Below are 25,049 nucleotides of genomic sequence, written 5' to 3'. Positions count from 1 at the left end.
AAGAACTTGCGCCTATTTATTCTAACTTGTCTGTTTATTAACCCAGAATCAACGGATATCTTCGTAGAACTTTTTTAAATAGGTTGGCGAAACACCCAAACCCCACAATAAACCAATATAAAGATATATGCCTGTAGCTTTTAGCGTACCCCAACGAGCCACACGGCGATCACTTGAAGTAACTATTCGATTCACTTGGCGTATCTTTCCCCGCTTTACTAGCTTCAAACATAAATCTGCTTCTTCTAAAATCGGTAAGGCATCATTAAAGCCGCCACACTCCCAAAAATCTCCACGACGACAAAACATCACCTGGTCGCCAAACAACAAGCGTAGTCCTTTAAAAAATAGGTGTGGATGAAAGATTAATGGGGCATAGTAAGTTTTTAAATAGTTATGTAGCGATACTCCCCAACGGGTAGTTTCAAAACCTGCCATTAAAGAAATAAACCCGCCACCTGCAACACTTTTATCTTCTAACGTAGCGATAATTACAGCAATTAAATCATCAGGGACGCAGGTATCGGCGTGGAGAAAACACAATATATCCCCAGTAGCGGCTTTTGCTCCATAATTCATTTGCAGACTTCGCCCTGGTGGTTGGCAACTTAAAACCTTAATACCTATTTTATTAGCAATTGCGATCGTTGCATCTTCACTACCACCATCAACTACTAATATTTCCCCGGCGGGAGGGTTTAAAATACTTAACTGGTGCAAAGTACGTTCTAAACAGCTTGCTTCGTTAAGAGTAGGAATAACAATTGAGACGCGAGACATTTTAAGGTTAATGGTAGTAGAGACGTTTTAGGCATCTCTACAGTGTTAGCAATTTATGATGTTTTTAATAAATATAGTTTCTAGTTTGCGCCTCTAATAATTGGTCGGTCGAGGGATTCTCTATACATTTCCACATCATCACCATAGCCAATCGGTAAAACTGCTTCAACGTTTTCATGAGGACGAGGAATAATAACCCATGATTCCAACGTACCGCCGTAAACCTTCTCAACTACAGCAATACCCGCCTCCATCGCTACCTTGACTTCCGAAACATCCCCCCGAATGTTGACAGTAAAACGCGCGCTTCCGGCTCTCAAATAGCCAACTAAGGTAACTCGACCAGCTTTAACCATCGCGTCTGATGCTGCCAAAACTGCCGGAAAACCTTTCGTTTCAATCGACCCAACTGCCTGTGCTGAGGACATGGGAAATCTCCTAAGTTTAATAGATTATGTACCAGACAATAATTGTACGAACATTTAGGCAAGAGCGATCGCGCTTGATGTTGCCAAAAGCTACTATGTTCTATATTCTTCTACTTGTGGCGTATAGTGAATTGGCAAAACACTTTCGACATTTTCGGGCGGATTTGCGACAATAAAGTAAGTTATTGCTTGTTCTCCACAAACTTTTGCCCCTGCCTCAATTCCCGCCTCTAAAGCAATTTTTACTTCCGAAACCTTTCCCCGAATGCTGACGACAAAACGTCCGCTCTCTGCTAAGTTGTAATTAACTAGCGTTACTGAACCAGCTTTAACCATTGCGTCTGCTGCGGCAAGCACTGCTGGAAATCCCAATGCTTCTATTGTCCCTACTGCTGCTGGCATGATTTAATTTCTAAGTCCACCGAATACGTGCAATTTATTTTACGCGGCTTTGTTGTGTGTTGGGAAAAATAGTTGTTTAATTTACAAGCGGATGGCTAGAAGGTTCAGCTTGCGACCATTCCCACATTGAACCCGTATAGTTTTTGCTGTTGTTGTAGCCTAAACTAACTAGCACGGCAACAAAAAAAGCGGAACGAATGCCGCCAGTACAATAGGTAATAATATTGCTACCCTTTTCAATCCCTAGTTGGTTAAGCAAGGAATTAATTTGTTCGCAAGAGAGTAAGTAACCATTAGGTTGCAATAGTTCTTTAAAGTAGAAATGTATTGCTCTAGGGATGTGGCCGCCGCGTTTTTCGCCGTAAGGTGTAGCGCCTGCGTATTCTCTTGCTTCGCGGTTATCAAGGATAATCAGGTTTTGGGAATTTGCTAGACTAGACTGCAATTGATCGGCTTGAATTTCCCAATGATCTGTACGATTAATAGTAAAATCCCCTGCTTTTTGAGGTTTACTCCCCCACATTTCTAGTTCTACTCCCGCGTTAACTAGCGCCTGTTGTCCGCCATCGACAAAAGCGGCTTGAGAATGTCCCAAGGTGTGTAACATCCAAACAATTCGCCCTTCTTCGCCAAAGTGGAAAGCTTGCGAGGGATTACCAACTACAATTACAGGCTGATGGTTGGATATCCCTTGGTGACGGAGAAGTTGAGCTAAAACTTGAGAATTATCTAAAAGTTTGCCTTTGTTTGGTATAGTTTTTTGGGAAAATTGCTGCCAATTGATACAACGAGCTTTAGGTAAATGTCCCAATCTCCAGGTAATTTTGTTACGAACATCAAGAACTGTTGCGTCTGATTCAATTAGCTGTTTAGCTGTATTGGCGTTGACTATCCATTGCTCAGGACTAAGTTCCACTTGAGAGCTACTTGGAAATTGACTCTACTGGGTAATCTAACGCCCGCCAAGCTGCAACTCCGCCTCTTAGTTCGGATACATTTTGAAAGCCTGCATTCCGTAACTTTTCTGCCGCTTGGTAGGTTTCTTCATCGGTGTCGCCGTAAATATAAATGTCGCGGCTGTTTTCTAAGGATGCCTCAGCACGGTCTACAAGTTCTGACATGGGCATGGGAATAGCCCCTAGTATATGCCGAAGATTAAATTCTGTGCGATCGCGCGCATCAATAATTGTTAATGCTGGTTCACCCCAATCTAGCCGTGCTTTTAGTTCAAAAACTAGCGATTTAGCTTTAAATGGTGGCGGTGTGGGAATAATGCCAAAAAACTGAGACATAACCATATAATTATTAATTTTATTTCTCATAATGTAACAAACAACTTTAATATTTACAAATTTTTTGTAACATCTCTCAGAATTTTGCTCAATTTATGAGGAGTAATCTATTTATATATATTTGTTTATTGTAATAATGTGTCCGGCTTTACACTTGAACAAATAAATACCCCACCTCCAAAATCAGTTTAGAGATGGGTATTTTTTAGTCCTGTTGTTTTAATTAAATAAGCGTTGGGGACTATTAATTTGTCGACAAAAAACGTTATTTATACGTCTTTTTTGGTAGTTTCGGCGTGATTTTGCATTCTAGCAACTACATTGTAGTCATCAGCGCCCGCAGGAGTTTGGGACTCAATAATTCCTTCGGTGGGTCCGCCGATGGCTTTCCATGCGGGTAAACCACCTTTTAGTTCAGATATATGTTCAAAGCCAGCACTGCGGAGTTGTTGAGCAGCTTGGGCTGTTTCTTCGTCAGTGTCACCATGAATATAGATATCGCGGCTAGGAGCAATAGTATTTTTGGCGATTTCTACTAATTTATCCATAGGCATTGACATTGCGCCCATGATATGACCGTCATTGTAAACCATGCGATCGCGCACATCGAGAATTGTAAAAGCAGGTTCGCCCCACTCTAGACGCGATTTGAGTTCGTGAGCATTAGATTGGGAATCAATAGGAGGCTGGGGCGGAATAACGCCACTTATGGGATTGTTCATAGATTTTTCCTATCTAATTGGATTATTCGCAATGTACCAAGAAGTACACCCATAAACGATCTTTCTTTAGAATGAATCCCAAAATGATTAGGTATGAAGTTTTATGCCAAACTGTTTTAGAGATTGAATCACTAAAGCCGTTAAACTAAGAGCGCCATCTATCAAATTGATCTTCAGAGCAACCATTGATATAAGCATTGTATACCCAACCTTTTAGCGGTTTAAAAGTTTCATTGGGGACAAATCCAGAGGTGGTAGCGGCAATTTGTACCCAGTTGCCTTTTTTATAAGTAGCTCTTACGCCATCACCGCGATTAAGTTTAGTAATAATTTTATACTTATTTCCTGCACCACTACGGATATTGACGTTATTACCCGTAATAAAAGAACAGATAGTATTTTTTTGAATATCTTTGCCATAGTTAGAGTTGGACGGAGGTTGCGCCTTAGCACCACCAGCTAAGAGCAGTATAGAACTAATGGCGATCGCGGTAGTAATTTTTTTTAAGCTCATAAACGGTAACAATAACTACAAAGGATATGTAACTATTATGGAGGCGATGCCAAAATTTTTTTACAGTGAAATTACTTAAAACTCTTACTCCCAAGTAGAAATACTCCGCAGTACATCAGGAATTTGTGCTTGGCTAGAGGGAAACTCTAAAATAGTCTCACTTAAGCCCAAATACCTTGATTCGCTAAACGATAACAGCATTCGAGTTAAGGCTACCCATACCTCTGCTTCGTATTCCCAATCACGATTGCGGTAAGCTTGTCCTGCAATCGAGCGTAACGCCCAAAAATAACTATTTCTAACTACAGAGCCACCTTTTTTAAACTCTGGCACATCTTCTTTATGGATATAAAGAACCATGTCTTCAATTTTGGCTCTCATAAAAGTGCGATCGCAACTACTCTATGATATCTAAGCATCAACTATTTCAAAGTTTGATACCAATATTTGTTGAATTTGCTTGATGCAATGGATAGTTTTTTGATAGGCTGGTTGGTTTTTTTGGGTGAGAAAGCTTTGAGATGCTTGTTGTAAGTCTTGAATAGCTGCTTGTTGGTAGCCTAGCTGATGTCTAGCAATACCTCTATTTACATAAGCTTGAGAATTATTGGGGTTAAGTTGCAAAGCAGTAGTAAAGTTAGAAACCGCATGATGATAATCTCCATGCAGAAAGCAAGTACAACCTCGGTTATAGTAAGCTCTAGCATTTTGGGGATTGAGGCGAATAGCTAGAGAAAAGTCTTGCATAGCAGCTTGATAGTCGGCGAGTTCAAACTTTGCCAACCCTCTATCGGTGTAAATATCTGCTAGTAAAGAAGGAGACATACTTGGAAGTTGTACCAAAGCTATATTTAGATCGTCGATGGCTTTAAGGTAGTTTTTCTCGCCAGCATGGGCTAAGGCGCGATTGTAGTAAGCACGAAAATCGCACTTGTGTAGAGAAATTATGCGATCGCTATCGATAATAGCCGCTTGATAGTTTCCTTGGCGGTAGTAGGCTATAGAGCGACTAATAAGGGGTTCAGTGGGGTTATTTGCTAGATTAATTGCAGTGGTACAGTCAGAAATTGCCCCTTGATAATCAGCTAACTCTATCCGCGCATTACAAGATTGGCTATAAATTTCTGCTTGGCGCTCATTTTCAGCAAGAGCCGAGGAAGTAAAGGCAAAAGTCACGATAACAAGTATTATGACTGATAAGATTTTCTGCATAGGTTCCCATTTTGCCCAGTTACTACTACTATTTTGAGTTGAAAACTGTTTGCAGTCAAAAGACAAGTGGTAAAACTTGCAACTAACTTTAACGAACTAAACTAATGCAAAAAACCATCTCTGCAAACCGGGTGTTGATTCAACGCTTGACTCCTTACTTATTTTTGCTTCCGGCGCTGTTAATTTTGGGATTGACAGTATTTTTGCCAGCAATGCAAGCTTTTTATCTGAGCTTTACCCGCTATGAGTACGATTTGACGCAACCGCCGCAGTGGATAGGGCTAGGGAATTTTAAACGTTTGATGGGCGATCGCGTGTTTTGGAAAACATTGCAAAACACCATACTTTATCTTATTGGTGTCGTGCCGATTTTGGTAACTGCTCCCTTGGCGATCGCAATTTTAGTTAACAAAAAACTCCGGGGAATGAATTGGTTTAGAGCCGCTTTTTACACGCCTGTAGTAATTTCTATGGTAGTGGCGGGAATTGCTTGGCGCTGGCTGTACGCCGAAAATGGTTTACTCAATCAAATTATTAAAAGCGTCTTTTCCGTTAAAGAGGGGATCGGCTGGCTAACAAGCCCTCAATTTGCCCTATTTAGCGTCATGGCAGTAACGATATGGAAGGGATTGGGGTATTACATGGTTATTTACTTAGCAGGGCTGCAAGCCATCCCCGCAGACTTGTACGAAGCCGCCGCGATAGATGGTTCTGATGGTATCTCTAAGCATTGGGATATCACAGTTCCGTTGATGAAACCTTACATAGTTTTGGTGGCTGTAATCTCGGCAATTTCCGCCACCAAGGTTTTTGAGGAAATCTATATTATGACCCAAGGAGGTCCGCGCAATAGCTCCAAAACAATAGTTTATTACCTGTACGAGCAAGCCTTTCAAAACCTCGAAATTAGTTATGCTTGCACGATTGGATTAGTGTTGTTTTTGGCAATTTTGGGCTTATCTATCTTGAACTTGAAGCTATCGGCGGGGAGAAACAGCATTAGTTAGAGATTATAAAGCGATCGCATGATAGATTTACAAACATTAATTGTAGGGGCGCAATGCATTGCGCCCCTACAAAGTTCACAATTGATTTAGAAAACGCTATGGAGCGATCGCATTTTCTGGCTGATGAATAATGCCTGAAACAATTCTCCAAACACCATCGGGAGTTTGTGGAGTTGTAGCGGTAGCTTCAGGGATATCTTTACAGAAAGTATAAATAATGGCAATTCGCTCTAGTTCATCTTCTACATCGGCATCTTTTTTATAACGAATTGCCGTACCACTGACAATTGCGATATTTTCACTCAACATTTTTGCATGGAGGTTATTTTCATCTAGTACGCTACGAGTAAAATTTTGTAAGCGTAAAGCATTCATGAATTGAGTAAAAACACCCTGGATCTCCGTTGCATTCTTCATTGTCGCTACTAAAGGTGTAGTTATCAGTACAGAACCTTCATGAAAGAAAGGAGGCATTAATTCAGGTTTAAGCTTGTTAAATACCTCAGAATAGTTGATAAATTGTGTTTTTACAGCTTCGATTTGGTTAGACATATTAGATTTGCTCCTTTGAAGTAATTTGAAAATTTCTGGATGAATGCGATCGCAAATTCCGGCGGGGATATCGTGTCCAACACCGTCCATTTTGAACAGTTGAGAACCAGGGATTAGTTTGGCGTAATCTTCCGCATGATTGGCAGGAATTAAGGGATCGGCTGTACCGTAGAGAATGAGAGTAGGAACGTTGAGCTTTGCTAAGTCTGGGGTAGGCGAACGAGCGATCGCGCTAAGTTGATGAGTTATACAATGAGGGTTGTAACGTTTACTATTTTCTACGCTGTCTTTATACAATTGGGTGTAAAGGGGAATATCAAGGGGATAAGTTGTACCTACTAACGCCGACCAAAAACCCAAATATTCCTCTAAAGATGGGACATTAGCAAACAAAGATAAGGACAATACACTGCTACTTGTCAAAGCTGATGAATCTGCAAACGAGACAATAGAAGTAAGAGATAAAACTCGTTCGGGATAGGTAATAGCTATTCGTTGTGCGATCGCGCCTCCCATTGATGCACCAATAACGTGTGCTTTGTCAATCCTCAATGCTGTAAGCAACTCTACGCTATCGGTTGCCATATCGTCTAGGGAATAGGGATTGTTTTCCCAGTCTTTAGCATCGCTCCATGTTGATAATCCTATATCACGATTATCGAAGCGAATAACATAGTAACCTTGCTCTACTATTGGCTCGAAGAAGTAAGGAAACCAGTTGAGAGACTGACAACCCAATCCCATAATTAAGAGTACGGCGGGATGGGTAGACTTGCCAAAGGTTTCAACATAAATGTCAATATTGTTGGCTTTAACAGTTTTTTGCATAGTTTTTTATTATCCACTTGTAGTTTGGCTATAAACGGTAAAATGTACCAGTAGTGGGAATACAATTTTGAGACTCCTATTTTTATGACGATTTTCAACATTTCCCTTTCTGATTCAATGCAGACCTTTGTAGATGAGCAAGCCAAGCAAAAAGGCTACAATACAGCGATTGAGTATATTCATTACTTAATTCGTCAAGAGCAAGAACGGGAAGAACAGAAACGTTTAGAAACTATGTTGCTTGGTGGTTTAGATAGTGGCGAACCAATCGAGATTAGCGAACAATGGTGGGATAGTAAGCGCGAAGGATTTCGCCAACTGCTTAGTCAAATAAAATGAGTTTCATCTTACTTTTTAGGCAACCATAAGAGCAATAAAGCCAATGCTGCGGGTAAGGATTGCAGTAAAAATGCCGTTGGGCGTTTTAGGGTAATACTGCCGTAAATACCAGCAATGACAACACAAATCAGAAAGAAGATCCAAATCGAAGTAGGCTCAATATTGCGAGACATTTGCGCTGTGGATAATCCCCAAATTAAACCAGCAGCAAGAAATCCGTTATATAACCCTTGATTATGAGCAAGAATTGTAGCTACTTGTTCTGGAGTGAAATCTTTGAGTAATTTATCTTGAATCAAAGGTGTATCCCAGAAAAACATCTGCATCATCAAAAAAAGTACATGGATAAATGCAACAATTCCGATTAGTACCTTAGTAATCATTTCCATATCCCTTTTACTCCTTTTTTTTTAATGGTAATTTTGTTTTGTTCTGTGACAAAACTCTTGAACCTCATGATCTCAATGCTCTACCCATTGGCGGTTTCACTTTATTAGTTAAGGAGGCGGCGATACAGCATTTGGATCGGGAGTAGTGTTGAGAGCAGGGGTAGGCGAAGTTACTGGGTTGCCTCCGCCTGCATCACCCACAAATTTTTTCGCAAGGTATATTCCCTGACCAAGACCAAAGGTCGCTAGTATAGTTGTGTCTACATCTGGCAGAGTTACTACCTTATGGAATTCAATCGTGCCAAGAAAGCCGAGAACTTCTGCAAGGTAAACAAAAACAGCAAGCAACGTGATAATAATCATTTGGAAGTCACCTAAATCTACGCGACGCTGATCGTCTAGGAAAAGGTCATCTGGAAATTTTGGTTTATCAGCTTTCGGTTTTTCTTTTCCCGGAGGGAACTTGTCTTGGGTAATGCCTTTAGCTGTGGCGAAAGTCAAGGCGCTCAGTCCTGACAAAAGTAGAAGGTTTTGAGGAATTGACACTCCTCCGACGAAATCTATGCCACCATACAAACCACGCAACACAATGGAGGCAATATAAGTAGTTATTAAGATGAAAAACCAAAGCACGATTTGAGTTTTGGAATTACTGTAGCGATTGTCTATGCCGACAATAAGATTCCACAATCCATTTTGCAGGAAAAACCGGAAGACCAACAAAAGCAGGAGACAGAAGCCTATGAGTGTCCCTATACGAAGCCACAACCCCAACTCTTGTGTCTTCACAGACAAGTTTTGAAGAATGTTTTTTTCATTTTCTGTCTTATACTCTAAGACAACTTGGTCACCTTCCCCAAAGTGTTGCACAGCAGCTTGAAGTGCGGGATCTGCGATTGTGATGGTAGGGTTTATGAAACTTTTGTCTTGACGACATCGGATTTGCATTGCAGATCGATCCATACTGATGCTCTCAATTTTTGCAGTTATCGAGGAGTCTTTAGTACGTTGGCAATATGGTGTGTTGACGCTAGATGCATTAACCTTCGTAGTAAACACAAAACATAGTACAAGAGCGAACAGAGGTATCATTCGGTAACGCATAATAAAATCTCCTCAAAATCATAATGTATAAAAGGTTATAGGTTGGTTAAACTGTATCTCCCCAGCTATGCCCTAATACAGTGCAAGTATTATTGGATATAAAGGCGATCGCTTTGATTTATTATTAGGAAATGTGATGCGATCGCCCTTTTCTAAATCTTGTATACTTAAGTTCTTACTGGTGGGTTAATTTCAAAGTGAATGTGGTGATGATGACCAGGCGAAAAAGTACATAGTTTAATACCCATGAACGTCTCACCTCTTAGCGTTGGATCGTTGAAGAAAACAGCCCTTACTAGTTTTTGCTTACGTATAGATTTAATCAAAGCGCGCGTAGCATTTTGATCGTAATCTCGACTCGTAAAATCAATACCGCCGAATTTTCCATCTTTTCTTGGTAAAAAGACATCACACATTAAACCAGTTTCGTGTCCAGCATGATCGGGCGTATCACCTCCATGTGGGCGACTGATATCATTGAGGGCAAAAGGCGCAGCACCGGGATTAGAAGTTCGATGGCTAGTTTGAAAATCCTTAGCAATAGCTTTGATGGTATCAGCTAACCAATTTGTGCCAAAGTCATGATCGTCACCAGTTTGATCTTTTTCATGGTTGACAAAACCAACTGATGAATCGCTTGCTGGCATTGTTTGCCAAACTGGAGCATTAGCTGCTTGCAACCACCGATGTGTAGGGCCGCCAATATCAATTCGCCCATCACCTGCAAGGGTGCTACGACCAGCAACAATAGATTGAAATAATTTAATTGCTTGAACTGTGCCAGTTGTTATGGTTTTATTATTAGGATCGCCCACCCAAGTGTAACCAAGATCGTGTAGACGTTTTTTAACAGCTATAACATCTTTTTCTTTGTTGACTCCACCAGAGCCTACACTTCCACTTAGATCAATTTTAATTGAGCCTGAAGGTTGTGCTGTGTCTGGCTCGTCATCAGCATCGATAGGAGTAGTTGCTTTAATTTGAATATTTACGCTTTCACTACCTATAGAAAACGTGACTCTGCGTACACCATTAGGAGTAAACAAAGAAGTAAATACTAAATCAGCTTGCCATTTGCCATCCTCATTAATAAGAGTTCCTTGAGCATCGAAGCGGTCATCTATTTTAATCAAGACAACTTTACCTTTATCGGTGGTTGATGCTACTCCTTTAACTCTGAAACTTTGTCTTAGTTCAACTTCTTGAGGAAAGTGGGTAACTTGGAGTCTTGCTGGTACAGCAGGAATAACAATACCGTTTGCTTTGACGAATAGCGCGTGGGCTTCTGGAAGCAGGCGAATTACTTTGTTAACATAGTCAAGATCGGCGGCATATCCCTTACGTTGTAAAAACCCAATGAAAGTATCTGGGGAATTAGTATGTGCTTCTAAACCATCATAGGTAGAACGAGCCAAAAACCTCCAGTAACCAATAATAAAAGCATCAACACTATCAAACTTACAAAAATCAACTGATGTAGGTTCAGAAGGAACTAAAATGTTAATTTTAGTAGCGAAGCCGTTCATCTCAGGTCGCCATTTTAAACCTGCAAAGTTGTTAGCTTCAATAGAGAGCTTACTACTTGCTCTACCTGATTCTAATAGCCATTGAGCTAGAGTAACTTCTTGCAAATGTTGGTAATTAATTTCATTAATTTTGGTAGAATCGATTTCGATACCATCAGTACTAACCTTGCTAAAAACTGTGTTTAAATCTGTCGTAGCATACTTCTTCACTAATTCATCTAGTAATGTCATAGGTTTGTCCTCTTTGACTTGAATAACTGTGGTATGAATACTGATTATTTGCTTGTATTTGCTCTAAAAAAGCTATATTTAGATAACTTTTGCGTGTTCATCAAAGACAAAATGCTCATCTCGATCGCCTATGTCTTTATTAGGAAATTTAATCCAGTAGTGTCTTTCTTCATAGCGAAAATCCATCACTGGATAATCGCCAGGATGAATCTCAAATAAAGTTTCTGGAGACAACTCTGACGATTGCTCAGTAGAGGGTTTAAGAACAGTTTTTGTAGTAATTTTTAAAGTGCCTGGTTGAGGTGTGGAAGTATCAACGGAATCGCCAATTAAGCCTACTTTAATTGCTTCTGCCATTTTTTCAGCATCAAAAAGGTTCATGTCTGCTTTTGAATCACAGAAACAACACTCAACTAAAATCGCTGGCATTGAGGTGTTTTTAATAACAAAAAATGCGGTATTTTTTACACCTCTAGTTTTAAATCCTAACTTGACAATCTCCTTCAAAACCGATTGTGCGATCGCTTTAGATGTATTACTAATGGCAAATATTTCCGATCCATTGGCTGTTCCATTAAAAGCATTAAAATGAATTGAAACAAAAAGATCAACCAAATTAGCATTCGCTTTATCAACTCTTTTTCTTAGAGATTCCCCTACTGTTGCAGCAGTGTTAGGAGTACAATTAATTACACTGTGACCTGCGGCTGATAACTTTTTCATCAGCCTAGTACCTACATCTTTGGTTAATACATCTTCTGTTTTTGCTATTCCTTTCGCGCCTGTGTCTGGAGGACAATTGTGTCCGATATCAATTCCAAATTTCATATTTTAATCTCCTTTTGTTTGTTGAAATAGTCAAAAATTATCTAGTTGAACTATGTTTTAATTAGGGGTGCTTTTTTAACCACTCAACAATTCCTCGACCAATTGCTTCACCTCCACGAGTTGAAAAATCTTTGAGGTGAGGTTTTGGCAATGTTCCATTACCTTTGAAGTCAATAAAATAAACTTCCGCTAGAACAGCAACTCGAACATTAGTATCTTCTGCACCCGACAAAACCCCTAGCTTGGCTTTCTTTGCGCCTGCATTGGGAATACTGAGAGTCTTAGAAAGCTCTGTGGCTATCATTCCAGCAAGGTCGCTATCTAATCCATCACCTTTAGTCGCATGGGAAAACGCTTCTGCTCTCTGAACTGTTCCATTAAATGAGTTGTGGTGAACGCTGCAAAAAACGTCAAAACCAGATGACTGCAAACCAATACCGTGTAAGCTTCCTACAGTATCGATAACAGTACAGTTGATACCCGCTTTAGCAATTACATTTCGGGCAGAATTAGCAGCAATAATATTGAGAGAATGTTCTGTAGTTACACTGTCATGAGCGATCGCACCTGGATCGAAGGGAACTCCAGGCCCATGTCCAATTTCTAGCATTACTCGATGTTTACTTGGTGGCAATGGTGGTGAGGGTTTCCATTCAGCAACACTCCCAGAAATTGATGTACCCGCCGGAGCAATTTGAAAAGTATTAGCGTTAGAGTATCTGCTCAAGAAATCAATTAAGGCTAACTTAAGATTCCCTTTGTAGAACTCAGCAGGGTTAGTACCATCCATAGCCACTACAACAGGTTGACCATCATCATCACAAAAAAATTGAAACCACGTAGCACTAGATAGCGCACTAGAATTAGTGGGTGTATCTAAATCAGTACGCGGAAGAAGATCGACAGATTCTACTTCATTGTCAGTACCACTAGGTTTTGCTACTAAAAATGTACCTACCCCCGAAAAAAGTTGTAGAAATCCAATCAGATTAGCTTTGAGATTGGTGCTAAGGCTGTTTTCTGGAGATCCGCCATTCATGGCAGATACCAGGGGCATACCGCTCGAATCGCGGGCAAATAAGATCCAATTAGCCATAAATATCCTTTTGATTAGAAATGTTTTTTACTCAAGCGGTATACAAGTAAATACGATCGCACTATTCAAAAAAAAGTTGGACTGCTGTAGTGCGAATAAATCCAAGTTAACCGTTAAATATAAGCTTTGTCAGTCGGTAAAAGGTCGGTAAAAAGTCAGATAAAAGTCAGTAGTTAAACTAAAACGATCGCACTTTCTCCGTAATTGCTCAGATTAAGCGCGATCGCATCCATTAAGGCAGCAACTCAAAGTAATCACAATGTCTTGGATGCACAAAGCACAGATTGCGATCGCCTAGGTTGGTCAGTGCAAACAGAAAGCTAGTATCAACTATAGTCATCTCGCCCTGAAACGTCCTTCTCTACTGAAGTTCCTAAGCCTGCAATGGAAAGTAAAAAGTTGCTGCTAGGTTTTGGAGGCTGTTTTTCGGTTGATTTGTAGCGAAGGTAATCAACAAAATTGATGAGTTCCGCGAGAGATTCTTCTGGCAATGTCTTAATTGACTCAATAATTTGCTCTCGATTCGTGGTTAAAGCGTCCATTAGCCAATCTTAGAAACCTATATACATTTTAAGTTGAAAAATTCAGTATTTAATGCTTTTTGTCAGTAATTGTTGAGATTTGAGGGCAAAAGGTTAAAACAACCTAGATTTAGGGCGAAGTCTTCCGAAATCAAGACAATATTCTTTGTAGTAAACAAATAATCTACCCCCCTTCTGACAATGACTATTGAAGAAGCGATCGCATTTATTGAGCAAGTTGTAGAACCAAAGCAATTGAATAAGCTGCAACTCCTTGTCCTGGCTTCCTCAATTCAAGGTCATTCCTATCAAGAGATGTCGAAAAGCTCTGGCTACGACTGCGGCTATATTAAAGACACTGGTTATAAGTTGTGGGTTTTGCTTTCGGAGACTTTGGGAGAAAAAGTAAATAAGCAAAATTGTCAGGTAGTTATTAAACGTTTTGCTCAAAAAAATATAAATCCTGCTCCCGTAGTTTCGGGGATTCAAGATTGGGGAGAAGCAATAGATGTTTCAGTGTTTTATGGGCGATCGCAAGAATTAACTACTCTGCAAAAATGGATAGTAGGCGATCGCTGTCGATTAGTTACAATTTTGGGTATGGGCGGAATTGGTAAAACTGCTCTAGCGGTGAAGATTGCCGAACAAGTAAAAACAGATTTTGAATTTGTGATTTGGCGAAGTCTGCGTAATGCACCAGCTATTGAAAAGCTGCTATCTGACTTGATTTTATTTGTTTCTCACCAGCAAGCAGGGGAAAAACTTGGCACTATTGACGAGCAAATTTCTCTATTAATTAAATATCTCAATTCCTCACGCTGTCTGTTAGTCTTTGACAATACCGAAACAATCTTGGCTAGTTGCGAACAAGGAGGAAACTATCGCCCTGGCTACGAAGGTTACGGACAACTAATTAGACGCATTGCTGACGAGCGCCATCAAAGTTGTTTAGTCTTAACAAGTAGAGAAAAACCTACCGGATTATCGGCTAGAGAAGGTGATATTCTCCCGGTAAAGTCGCTGTCTCTTGCTGGAGTTGCTCAAGAAACTGGGCAAATAATCCTTACTTCTGTTGGTTTAACGCAGTTTGCAGAGGATGCAAAAGAACTAAGCGATCGCTATGCTGGTAATCCTTTAGCCCTCAAAATTGCCGCCGCTACTATTAAATCTTTGTTTGGGGGAAGTATTAGCGCCTTTATTAGCCAAGGTACGATTATTTTTGGCGATATTTGGGATTTACTTGCACAACAATGCGATCGCTTGTCAGACTTAGAACAGCAAATAATGCGCTGGTTGGCAATTGCGCGCGAACGAGTAACTTTACAAGAATTACACGCAGACATCCTTCCCAAAATCCCCCAGCGCGAACTAATGGAGGTGCTGGAATCTCTGCAAAAGCGATCGCTAATTGAAATTAATACTCTTGGCTGCACCCAACAACCAGTAGTTATGGAATACATAACAGAATGCTTGGTCAAACAGTTTTATAGCGAAATTTATCACCACCAATTATCACTACTTAATAGCTACGCCTTAATTAAAGCTTCCGCTAAAGACTATATCCGCGAAGCGCAAATTAGATTGATTCTGCAACCTGTAACCGAAGCGCTGAAAAATGCTTTTGAAAATAAGCAGCTACTGAAAGCCCATCTCGACCAACTTTTGCCAACTTTACGGGCTAACTCTTTCTACCAAAATGGTTATGTTGCCGGAAATCTGCTTAACTTGTATTGGCATCTGCAAATCGATTTAGGCAATGTTACAGATTATTCGCATTTAGCTGTCCGTCAAGCTTATTTACCTAACGTAACTCTGCATCAATTTAACTTTACCCAAACCGAAATGGATCGCTGTGTATTTGCAGAAACCTTTGGGGGAATTACTTGTGTTGCTTTTAGTCCTGATGGTCAATTAGTCGCCACTAGCGATACTGGTGGTAATATTCATATTCGGCTTGCTTGTGATGGCAGACAGTTAAATATTTGTAAAGGTCATGGACACTGGGCTTGGGCGGTTTGTTTTAGTCCTAATGGTCAATTTTTGGCAAGTGTGGCGGATGATTATTTAGTCAAGCTTTGGGATGTAAAAACGGGCAAATGTTTAACGACTTTAAAAGGACATACTTATTCAGTAAATACGGTGGCTTTTAGTCCTGATGGGCGAATTTTGGCAACTAGCGGTCAAGATCGAGAGATTAGGCTTTGGGATTTAACAAATATTAAAAATCCTCCCCGCATCTTACAAGGACATTCTGAGCGCGTGTGGTCGGTGGCTTTTAGTCCCGATGGGCGACTTCTAGCTAGTGCGTCGGAAGATAAGGCGATCGCACTATGGGATTTAGCAACGGGTAATTGTCAATATCTCCAAGGACATACAAACTGGGTGAGAAGTGTGGCTTTTAGTCCCGATAGTCAAACGATTGCTAGTGGTAGCTACGACCAAACTTTGAGGTTGTGGGATGTTAAATCTAGGCAATGCTTAAACATTATTCCCGCTCACACAAGTGTAATAACGGCGGTGACTTTTAGTAATAATGGGCGATGGTTAGCTAGTAGCAGTTACGACCAAACTCTTAAACTTTGGGATGTCCAAACGGGGAATTGCTACAAGACTTTTATCGGACATACTAACCGCGTTTGGAGTGTGGCCTTTAGTCCCGATAGTCGGACGTTAGTTAGTGGCGCCGATGACCATGCAACGGCGTTGTGGAATATTAAAACTGGGGAATGCGATCGCACAATTATCGGACATACTAATTCAGTATTGGCGATCGCTTTAAGTAATGACGGTAATTTCTTAGCAAGCGGACACGAAGACCAAAATATTCGGTTATGGAATTTAGCCCTTAATCAATGCTACCAAACCATTCCCGGACATACTAACCGAGTTTGGAGTGTGGCTTTTGCGCCTACGGAGGAGCTTTTAGCTACAGGTAGCGCCGATCGCACGATTAAATTATGGAATTATAAATCTGGGGAATGTCTGCGGACTATATTGGGTCATTCTAGTTGGGTTTGGTCGGTGGTTTTTAGTCCTGATGGCAACTACTTAGCCAGTGCTAGTTACGATCAAACGATCAAGCTTTGGGAAGTAAAAACCGGAAAATGCTTGCAAACTTTGGCAGATCATAAAGCTTCAGTAACGGCGGTGGCTTTTAGTCCTGATGGTAAATACTTGGCTAGTAGTAGTTTCGACCAAACGGTTAAAGTGTGGGAAGTCTGCACAGGAAAATGTATTTTTACCTTCCAAGGACATACTAACAGCGTTTGGGCAGTTTCTTTTAGTCCCGATGGTCAGCAATTAGCTAGTGGCAGTTTTGATTGTAGTATCCGTGTCTGGAATATCGCTACTGGAGTATGTACGCATATATTAACAGGACATACCGCCCCTGTGACTTCAATTTCTTATCAACCAATAGAAATGGCTTTCCCTACCGCCGATAATTGGCGATTAGTAAGCGGTAGCTTTGATCAAACTATTCGTCAGTGGAATTTATTTAATGGAGAATGCACCCAGACGTTGAGCGGACATACAGGAATTGTTTATTCTCTAGCCATGTCTGCGTCGATACCCAAAGAAGTTGTTTTTAGTAGCAGCTTTGACGAAACTATTAAAGTTTGGAATTTGGAAACGAATAATTGTTTTTTGTCAATGCGATCGCCTCGTCCCTACGAAGGAATGCAAATTACCAATGTCAAAGGCTTGACTCAAGCCCAAAAATCAACTTTAAAAGCATTAGGCGCGGTAGAAAATTAGTAAAGACGTTTCGGTGAAACGTCTTCACACTAAAATTATTTTTTACGCTTTAACCATCCCCTCAGACCAAATAATCCTAAACCTAATACTCCCAAAACTGAACTTGGTTCAGGTATTGCTTTAGCCACAAAGCCGCGCTGTACGCCGTTATAAAGACCAGTTCCAATAATATCTCCACTACTATTAATCTCAAGAGCTGAAGTTAATTCCCAACCTAGTCCAGGATCTATCAAGCTATTGAGGTCAATTAAGTTGCCCTCTTCCCATAAAAAAGCGTGTTGTGTAGAGTTGTCTTCCAAAAAGGAAGAACCAACCACTTGCATCAAGTTATTGATACCAGTTGCATCGCTATTTTCACCGCCCAATGTCCCTAAACTCACTCCAGGTTGAGTAGGATCTGTCCACAAAGTCGCCGTCTCAAATACTGTATTAGTAGAACTAATTGTACTAGACCTGCCAACGATGTTACTTGAATCGTTAATATCGTTTGCAGCAGATTGAGGTACACCCGCAACGCCCGAAGAAGTGTTGGCTATGAGAGTAGTTTGGTTGCCGTCTTCAGCAAATATACCCTGATTACCACTACCACTAAATATACCAGTACCAACTACTTGATCTTGATTGTTGATAGCAGTATTGGAAACTTGTCTAGCACCTAGTACCTCAGTTGTTGTCCCATCGCTTTCTTGGACTAAGCCGACGCGAAAATCATAAATTAGTGCTATTGTACCGGAATCGTTGATATCTTCAGCAGTGATAGTAGGACAAGAGAATTCGCAGAAGTAATTACGGGGTAAGTCAGAAATTGTATTGCCATCTGAGATGAATGCTTGAAAGGGTATAGTCGTTTGGGTAGTAGTAGGCTCATTTACGGTTAATCCACCGCCAACGATCGCACCATTATTATTGATAGCTCTAGCGAAAACATTGCTGTTGTTAGCACCCGCAAGGGTATTTAGATCCGTAACATTGCCATTTTGCCAAAAATAATTTTCTCCTACTACCTGAGCGCTATCGTTAATATCTGATGGCGTAAAATCTAACCCGCTAATTTGATATAAAGAAGCTGCGCTAACAGGTGCAATACTTCCTAGCCCAAGGGCAATCCCGACGGTGGCAATTGATAACTGCTTTACTGAAATCACAATCTTTACTCCTGTTACAAGTGGATACAATAACCTAGTCAGCCTGCTATTTGCTAATTTTCTGTCTATTTCTAGTTAGTTGTTTAATCATTTAATTGCATTAATTACTATTTAATTTTTAAATAACTAATTGCGATCTAGACACTGTTTTTTACAGATTTTATTTTAGTTGTCAACCCCTCATTAGAATTAAATTAAGTATTGCTTGAACTTCCCAAATGCAGAGAATACAAGGAAAACTAGAGATATTAGTATCCAGAAAATGAACTTTTCTTTATAGTAATTCTTAAAAAAATTATTACATATTGATGAAATAAATCTTCCTCAAATCAACAACTTTACTGTTACTTTATATTTAAAAAACATAGCCTTAATAAAACTTTTGACCCAGCTTAATTAAAGCTGATAATTTTTTGTAAACTGTTCTCAGGGTAGATGTATATTTTTTAACCACGTTATAAGTATCTAAAAAACTTTAGGAGACAAAAGTGATTTATGTTTCCGTAGGGAGGCTCTATAAAACCGTCTGGAAGTTAAGGATTGGGGTTGCCTCCCTCAAGTAAAATTTATAGAAAAACAAAAATTACTTTTATTTTAAGTAACAAGAAGTATAAGTTAATACTTACATAAATAGGCTTTGTATAAATACAAACTCAAAAATTGTTTTGGTATTCAAATATTGCCAAACTTTCAGCATTTAGGTTTGTGGAAGCACGAATGCGGACGCGATCGCTTAACCGATAACTTAAACCAAATTGAGTAGGTTCGTTAGTGGTAAGGATTCTTAACACCGACACCGAAAGATTGTTAGAAAGATCCACATTACCTTCCGCCGCTAATCCCAATGTAGAGTTGCGCGATTCCTCCGAAGTCGTAACGGTGGGAAATAAACGCAATTCATCTAAGCCAATAGCATTACCAATTCGGCTAAACGTACCTTGAAAATTGCCTAAGATTGCCGAGCCTGCTAAATTGGCTAACCCTAAGGTACTGTCACCACGTCCTAGAGTATCTACAAATCCACCACCAATTAGGGCGATAATTTCGTTTTGACTGCGGTTGGGGTCGCTAGTTAATTCTAAGTTGTCAAAGATTTGACTAGCGGGACCTTGAACTCTAGCTTGAACGCGCACGGTACGCAGAGATCCAAAATCGGTAGCTAAAGTTTCGCTAATTTCCGACGAAATCGGCGAAGAAGGAACTCTTGATTGAGTAACTTCGGGAACTCTAGCCACCAAGCGGACATCAAGAGTAGGGTCTAGTCCGCGATCGGGGATAAAAGTTGCTTGATTTTCGTAGCCGCGCGCGAGGACAAATTGGGTAGTAAACAAATTTATGCCGCCACTACGTAAGCGAATGTTACCTTGGGGGCGAATATCGTCTAACGAGCCATTGAGAGTAAGAGTACCGCCTGCCTGAAATTGTAAGATGGGTTGACGGGTAATGGCAATATTATCGCCGAGAGTTAGCTGCAAATTATTAAACTCTGGCGAAGCCGAAGCTTGATTTGCAGTAGCTGGGCGTAAAGAATTGGCAACTTGTTGACTAGAGGAAGGTGTAGTTCCTTGGGTTTCGCCTAACAATACCTGACCATCAGCTAACAGCACTTCACCGCCAATTACTGGACTAAGGACGGCTCCTTTGACAACTACATTGCCACTAGCACCACCTCGGTAAAGTCCTTTGAGATTGAGAGCCAACTTATCTAAGTTAAAAGTCAAAGGATTGCTCAAATCGGGGTCATTGGCAACCAAACTTCTAAAAATAGGCAGAACACCCGCAGCGACTACTTGACCTTGAGAAAAATTGCCTTGGAGGTTTTCAACTTGAAGACGGTCAAAATCAAAGTCTATACTACCATTGACATTGGTTAAAGGTTCGGGCAAAGCTTGAGCGGTAAAAGTAGCATTACTTACCGTAGCAACACCTGTAGCAACAGGTTGGTTGAGAGTCCCTCGGACTTGGAGTTGAACTTTGCCTTGTCCACTTTGCCAAGCTATTTGGTCAGTAAATAGATTGAGCAAGGCTAAACCAGAGTCTTGAACGTTGATATCGAGGGTAATGCGATCGCTTTTACTTTTGACGGTTACAAAAGGTAATGGTACAGGGACGTTACCGCTAATTGTTACGGGTTCAGGACTATCTACTTCGATCGTGCTATCGAAGCTCAATCGAGCATTGTTGTAACCAAAATTAGCAGCAGCGCTATTAATTACTTTTCGGTTGAGAGTACCATTTATTAAACTCAGGTTGCCTGCTACTTGGGGGTTGGTAAGTTGACCTGTTAAAGTTGCTTGAGCATTTAAGTTGCCGGTTACATCTATAGGCAATTTCACAAAACTATTGAGCGCCTCTAGGGGAAAATTATTAACTTGCAATTGTCCCGCTTGCCTTGTGCCGCCAATTTGACCGCTAAAGGCGACTAAAGATTGGTCTGATTGCAGGCGCAAAGGTGCAAAAGTTAAAACTCCACCCATAAAGCTACCTTGAGCAATTACTTGATTGGCAGTGTAGTAGTTACCTAATTTCCAGTCTGTGCCGTCGATGTCAAACTTTACTGATAGACCGTTGGGTACAGAGCCATTAATAGCAATGTCTGCGTTAAAAATGCCCTCTAAGTCTTCAAGTTTGGGGATGGCTGGGGAATTAGTACGACGCTGTTGCTGCTGTAGCTGAAGTAGCATATTAATCTCGGAGTAGCGGCGCAATTGAGCAAGCAAAGTTGCTCCCGGCAAACCTACAGGTTCAGTATTGAGACTATTTGCGCCTCCTGGAGTTGGCGATACTTCCCCTTGAGAATTTTGTAAACTAATTAATTGGAAAGCGGCGATCGCATCTGTTACTTTTCCTTTCGTAACTTTGAGTTGACCTTTAACTTCAGGAGCGCCCGAAGCATTGGGAGCGTAGCTTCCGGTGGCTGCATACAGGCTTTCCCCAATTTTAAATCGCGCATCCGTTAAACTTACAGCGCCGTTGTTATAAGCAAATCCTCCGGTAAATTCTTCACCTTTAAGTCGTCCTAAAACAGGTTGAGAAATAGCTACATTTCCAGCAACGGCAAAGGTTTGTTTATTTATAGTAAAATCTCCAGTTAGCAACCCTGCTACAGGTTCAGAGCCTAAAACCGTATTTGGCAAGCGCAATTTTAATATTGCTAAGGGGAAGTTTTCGATATTTACTAAGAGATTTTCGCCGCTAGTGCGACCAGTGGCTACAGCGCGATCGCGTTGTAGGGTAAAAGAATTGGGGAAATAGTTAGTATCTAAATTTAGAGCAATGCGATCGCTATTGCCTTTAACTTCTAAATTTACGCCGCTACTTGTCGCAACTTGCAAGTTTCCGGTCAAAACTGGTTCAAAAGCCAAGTTATTTACTACCAAATTGCGCAGACGTACCGCACCGACTACATTTGGAGTGGGTAAAGTGCCGCTAATTCTCCCGGCAAAATCTCCCCTTCCAGCTAAATTTACATTGTTAGGCAATTCAAACGGTAAGTCTTGCAGAGCGTAGTTTTTTGCTTGGACTTGCAAGTTTAGCGATTCAATGGCGGGAATTTGCGGATTGACAAACACAACTCCACTAGCCAGAGTATCCGCAGAGGTGGCTCGTAAAACAGTAATTTTTCTCCCATCCCACTCAATAGCCGCCGTTAGCGGTTGCGTGACTAAAGACACGCCTTGAGACAACCTTACTTGTCCTTGGGCTTTGACTCCTGCCAAACTAAAAGCTGCGACATTTCCCGTTACTTGCAATTGACCGTTTAATCTCCCGCGTAAATCGGGGGAAAATTGACTTAGTTGCAGTTGACTAGGACTAGCAAGCGCTTGAAAGTTGCCTTTATTTAAAGCAATGTTTGTCGCCACAATCGTACCACTAGCGGCATTTAATTGCCCTCTCCCAGTGGCAGAAATCGCATTTAGTTCAAAAGATTCAGTAGTTCCCGCCGCCTGAAATACCCCGCTTACTCTACCTCTAAACTGCGGCGGTACTTCAGTCGGGACTATCTGTTGTAATTGCACTGCTTGAGCTTGAACAAGTGCTTGCCAGTTGCCTTTATTTAGCTGGATATTGGTAGCTGTAACCGTTCCCTCAGCTATCTTTAAGCGTCCTATTCCGGTGGCTGCGATCGCCTTTGGTTGAAAAGATGCTGTTGTCCCCGCAGCCTTAAATATTGCTGTTAATCTACCATTACGAAACTGTGGCGGTACTTCTACTAGGCTACCCAACCGCACGTTTTGAGGTCTAACTACTGCTTGCCAATTGCCTTGATTGAGTCTGATATTTGTGGCTACAACTGTACCACCACCAATATTTAAGCGTCCAATCCCCGCCAGTGCGATCGCCTTTGGTTGAAAAGATGCGGTAGTCCCCGCAGCATTAAAAGCGCCCGTTAATCTGCCATTGCGCAACTGTGGCGGTACTTCAACTAAACTACCCAACTGCACGTTTTGGGGTCTAACTACTGCTTGCCAATTGCCTTTATTTAACTGAATATTGGTGGCGGTAACTGTCCCCCCACCAATTGCTAATTGTCCCACGCCCTCGGCTGTAAGCGTTTCGGCTGTAAGAGAATTAATCGCACCAGAAACGTTAAATCGACCGCTTAAAGGCGCTTGCAAGGCTGGTGGAACGCTAGTTATTTGTCCTAATCTAACTTTATCTGCAATAACTGAGGCTTTTAAAACTCCGTCTTCTAAACTGCCCGCCGCTTGAACTGCACCACCAGCTACTGACAATCTAGTATTGCGGAAAGTGAAGGTATCGGCGTTATTAATCACAATTTGTCCGCTACCGGGGTAACTAGCTTGGGGCGCTTGCCAATTGACAATAGTTTGTAAGTTACCGACTTTCCCACCAACTAAAGTTTTAGCCGAAACTCTACCCAGCTTAAATTGTGGCGAGACATTATAGAGACGGGCGATCGCATCGCCGGGAATATTGCGGGCGACGGTATCAAATCCTAGTTGCGGCGTTTTTCCCAGTTTAATAATCCCGTTTCCGGTAATTTGTCCTCCGGCGGCGGGAATTGCTTGGATATTTCTCAAAGCAATTACTGATTTTGCTGGTGCAAAAGCGAATTCACTACGAATTTTACTAAAATTTACTTTGTCAATGCGGGTGGTTTTGGTGTTAACTACTGTACCCGATAAAATTGGGGTTTCCAAAGCGCCCACCAATTGCACGTTGGCGCGGACTGTACCGCTTACAGGTACGGGCAATTCCAGCTTTAAAGTTTTTTGGGCAAGTGCGATCGTTACCGATGGCGCTACAGCACTGATGTTATAACCTCTTTGAGTATCTAAACTTCCGTTTGCTGTGGCGGCAATTAAACCGTAGCTAGTGGTAATTTTATCTAGCCCAATCAGCGTATCTTTAAAGCGCAAAGTGCCGTTAGCTTTGTTAAAAGCTTGGGGTAGTTGCCTAACTTGGGCAGTAACAGAGTTTAAATTAACTGTGCCAAATAATAACGTTGGTTGCTGTGGCTGGCTTTGAACTTTTAAGTTGCCGCTAACTCTACCAGCTTGAAGTTCTAGAGGTAACTTGATTAATCGAGTTACTTCCGATGCTAAAACATCTTGGGCGCGCAATTGGATGTTTGTAGCTTCAGTTTTGGGGCGAGTTTCTCCTTGAATTGAGATGCTACCCTTGGTTGCAAATTGACCGTTTAAATTGTATTTGACTAACTGATTATTTTCTAATAGTTGAGCAGAGCCATTACTTATATTGATTTGTACTTGATTTTTGCCCTTAGTTTGGATGTTTGGTGCTAATACAACATTAGCGTTTTGCACCCGGATATTATCTAATTGAGTTTTAAAAGCTCCTTCACTCTCTTGAGATGCGACAGTAGTAGCAATCCAATGTCCGGTTGAATCTTGATCGATATAGACATCAGGATTAATTAAAGTAATATCGAGTTTCAAAGTGCGAGTAAAAGCTAGTTGCCATAAATCAAACTTAACTTCCACCGCATCCACCGCAGCGCGATCGCGATCGCTTTTTGTTGCAGGGATGGCAGACTTGCCAAAGCGCAAGCTAGTCAGGGACACTCTTTCAACTTGTCCTAGCTGAACATCTCGATTTAAAGTTTGAATTAAATTTGTTTGCACTATGGGCGCTAATCGCTCTTGTACAAAAACCCACAACCACCAAGCACCCCCCACAGTTCCAATTAAGAGCGGAATGCCTAAATATATACCTGTGCGTCCCAGTAAAATAAACCAGAAACGCTGACGGGATTTAGATGTAGTTTGGCTATCAGGTTTCGACAATTTTGTCATTACACCTCCCACGCTAGCAAGAACGATGAACTGTCCATAGATGTTACAACTGCTATGTTAAGACGGCAAGGGGTACAAAGAAAGATTAATTAAGTG

General features: G+C 41.0%; 21 protein-coding genes. 3 read left to right on the top strand and 18 right to left on the bottom strand.

The genetic code is table 11. The features are described from left to right. Window positions 1-48: 48 nt before the first annotated feature. The 9 genes from SYN7509_RS0209115 to SYN7509_RS0209075 form a co-directional block, all read right to left on the bottom strand. A complete protein-coding gene (locus SYN7509_RS0209115) occupies window positions 49-780 on the bottom strand; it encodes a TIGR04283 family arsenosugar biosynthesis glycosyltransferase (RefSeq protein ID WP_009633907.1) in 732 nt (243 codons plus the stop codon). Window positions 781-860: 80 nt separating this feature from the next. Then, window positions 861-1,208 (bottom strand): carbon dioxide-concentrating mechanism protein CcmK, encoded by a 348-nt coding sequence (locus SYN7509_RS0209110; protein WP_009633906.1) that lies wholly within the window; start codon window positions 1,206-1,208, stop codon window positions 861-863. A 93-nt stretch (window positions 1,209-1,301) separates the two neighbouring features. Further along, window positions 1,302-1,610, bottom strand: coding sequence for a carbon dioxide-concentrating mechanism protein CcmK (locus SYN7509_RS0209105; protein WP_009633905.1), 309 nt, complete (start codon window positions 1,608-1,610; stop codon window positions 1,302-1,304). Window positions 1,611-1,686: 76 nt separating this feature from the next. Then, a complete protein-coding gene (locus SYN7509_RS0209100) occupies window positions 1,687-2,526 on the bottom strand; it encodes a sulfurtransferase (protein ID WP_009633903.1) in 840 nt (279 codons plus the stop codon). 7 nt (window positions 2,527-2,533) lie between these two features. Next, a complete protein-coding gene (locus SYN7509_RS0209095) occupies window positions 2,534-2,902 on the bottom strand; it encodes a rhodanese-like domain-containing protein (RefSeq protein ID WP_028954209.1) in 369 nt (122 codons plus the stop codon). A 269-nt stretch (window positions 2,903-3,171) separates the two neighbouring features. Further along, window positions 3,172-3,624, bottom strand: a complete 453-nt coding sequence (locus tag SYN7509_RS0209090; RefSeq protein ID WP_009633901.1) for a rhodanese-like domain-containing protein — start codon at window positions 3,622-3,624, stop codon at window positions 3,172-3,174. Between the two features lie 145 nt (window positions 3,625-3,769). Further along, on the bottom strand, window positions 3,770-4,138 hold the full coding sequence (locus SYN7509_RS0209085) for an SH3 domain-containing protein (RefSeq protein ID WP_009633900.1): 369 nt from the start codon (window positions 4,136-4,138) through the stop codon (window positions 3,770-3,772). A gap of 84 nt (window positions 4,139-4,222) precedes the next feature. Further along, window positions 4,223-4,519, bottom strand: a complete 297-nt coding sequence (locus tag SYN7509_RS0209080) for a hypothetical protein (RefSeq protein ID WP_009633899.1) — start codon at window positions 4,517-4,519, stop codon at window positions 4,223-4,225. 30 nt (window positions 4,520-4,549) lie between these two features. Continuing rightward, the gene (locus tag SYN7509_RS0209075; protein ID WP_009633898.1) at window positions 4,550-5,350 is read right to left on the bottom strand and encodes a tetratricopeptide repeat protein; all 801 of its coding nucleotides are present in this window, start codon (window positions 5,348-5,350) and stop codon (window positions 4,550-4,552) included. Between the two features lie 104 nt (window positions 5,351-5,454). Between SYN7509_RS0209075 and SYN7509_RS0209070 the strand changes: the two genes are divergently transcribed. Then, window positions 5,455-6,357, top strand: coding sequence for a carbohydrate ABC transporter permease (locus SYN7509_RS0209070; RefSeq protein ID WP_009633897.1), 903 nt, complete (start codon window positions 5,455-5,457; stop codon window positions 6,355-6,357). A 96-nt stretch (window positions 6,358-6,453) separates the two neighbouring features. Here SYN7509_RS0209070 and SYN7509_RS0209065 read toward each other — a convergent pair whose 3' ends face one another. Further along, window positions 6,454-7,737 carry an alpha/beta fold hydrolase gene (locus SYN7509_RS0209065; RefSeq protein ID WP_009633896.1) on the bottom strand — a complete coding sequence of 428 codons (1,284 nt, stop codon included), beginning with the start codon at window positions 7,735-7,737 and terminating at the stop codon, window positions 6,454-6,456. An 84-nt stretch (window positions 7,738-7,821) separates the two neighbouring features. Here SYN7509_RS0209065 and SYN7509_RS0209060 point away from each other — a divergent pair, with 84 nt between their 5' ends. Further along, entirely contained in the window at window positions 7,822-8,076 is a 255-nt protein-coding gene (locus SYN7509_RS0209060; RefSeq protein WP_009633895.1) for a ribbon-helix-helix domain-containing protein, read from the top strand. 8 nt (window positions 8,077-8,084) lie between these two features. On the opposite strand, the gene SYN7509_RS0209055 is transcribed toward SYN7509_RS0209060, so the two are convergent. From SYN7509_RS0209055 to SYN7509_RS0209030, 6 genes are all read right to left on the bottom strand, one after another. Further along, entirely contained in the window at window positions 8,085-8,465 is a 381-nt protein-coding gene (locus SYN7509_RS0209055) for a DUF1304 domain-containing protein (RefSeq protein WP_009633894.1), read from the bottom strand. A gap of 108 nt (window positions 8,466-8,573) precedes the next feature. Further along, window positions 8,574-9,569 carry a hypothetical protein gene (locus tag SYN7509_RS0209050; RefSeq protein ID WP_009633893.1) on the bottom strand — a complete coding sequence of 332 codons (996 nt, stop codon included), beginning with the start codon at window positions 9,567-9,569 and terminating at the stop codon, window positions 8,574-8,576. 167 nt (window positions 9,570-9,736) lie between these two features. Next, a complete protein-coding gene (locus tag SYN7509_RS0209045; RefSeq protein WP_009633891.1) occupies window positions 9,737-11,326 on the bottom strand; it encodes a glucosaminidase domain-containing protein in 1,590 nt (529 codons plus the stop codon). Between the two features lie 78 nt (window positions 11,327-11,404). Beyond that, window positions 11,405-12,154 (bottom strand): N-acetylmuramoyl-L-alanine amidase, encoded by a 750-nt coding sequence (locus SYN7509_RS0209040; RefSeq protein ID WP_009633890.1) that lies wholly within the window; start codon window positions 12,152-12,154, stop codon window positions 11,405-11,407. A 61-nt stretch (window positions 12,155-12,215) separates the two neighbouring features. Beyond that, window positions 12,216-13,250 (bottom strand): N-acetylmuramoyl-L-alanine amidase, encoded by a 1,035-nt coding sequence (locus SYN7509_RS0209035; RefSeq protein WP_009633889.1) that lies wholly within the window; start codon window positions 13,248-13,250, stop codon window positions 12,216-12,218. A 326-nt stretch (window positions 13,251-13,576) separates the two neighbouring features. After that, window positions 13,577-13,792 (bottom strand): DUF2281 domain-containing protein, encoded by a 216-nt coding sequence (locus tag SYN7509_RS0209030; RefSeq protein WP_009633888.1) that lies wholly within the window; start codon window positions 13,790-13,792, stop codon window positions 13,577-13,579. A 180-nt stretch (window positions 13,793-13,972) separates the two neighbouring features. Here SYN7509_RS0209030 and SYN7509_RS0209025 point away from each other — a divergent pair, with 180 nt between their 5' ends. After that, entirely contained in the window at window positions 13,973-17,527 is a 3,555-nt protein-coding gene (locus SYN7509_RS0209025; protein WP_009633886.1) for a WD40 domain-containing protein, read from the top strand. 35 nt (window positions 17,528-17,562) lie between these two features. Here SYN7509_RS0209025 and SYN7509_RS27550 read toward each other — a convergent pair whose 3' ends face one another. Together SYN7509_RS27550 and SYN7509_RS0209015 are read right to left on the bottom strand one after the other, a co-directional pair. Continuing rightward, the gene (locus tag SYN7509_RS27550) at window positions 17,563-18,672 is read right to left on the bottom strand and encodes a PEP-CTERM sorting domain-containing protein (RefSeq protein ID WP_009633885.1); all 1,110 of its coding nucleotides are present in this window, start codon (window positions 18,670-18,672) and stop codon (window positions 17,563-17,565) included. Window positions 18,673-19,325: 653 nt separating this feature from the next. Continuing rightward, a complete protein-coding gene (locus SYN7509_RS0209015) occupies window positions 19,326-24,953 on the bottom strand; it encodes a translocation/assembly module TamB domain-containing protein (protein WP_009633884.1) in 5,628 nt (1,875 codons plus the stop codon). Window positions 24,954-25,049: the final 96 nt, after the last annotated feature.

It is taken from the genome of Synechocystis sp. PCC 7509 (assembly GCF_000332075.2).
In the GTDB taxonomy this organism is placed as follows: domain Bacteria; phylum Cyanobacteriota; class Cyanobacteriia; order Cyanobacteriales; family Chroococcidiopsidaceae; genus Aliterella.
Note: the sequence above shows the minus strand (reverse complement) of the source record. Positions and strands in the feature narration are given on the sequence as shown.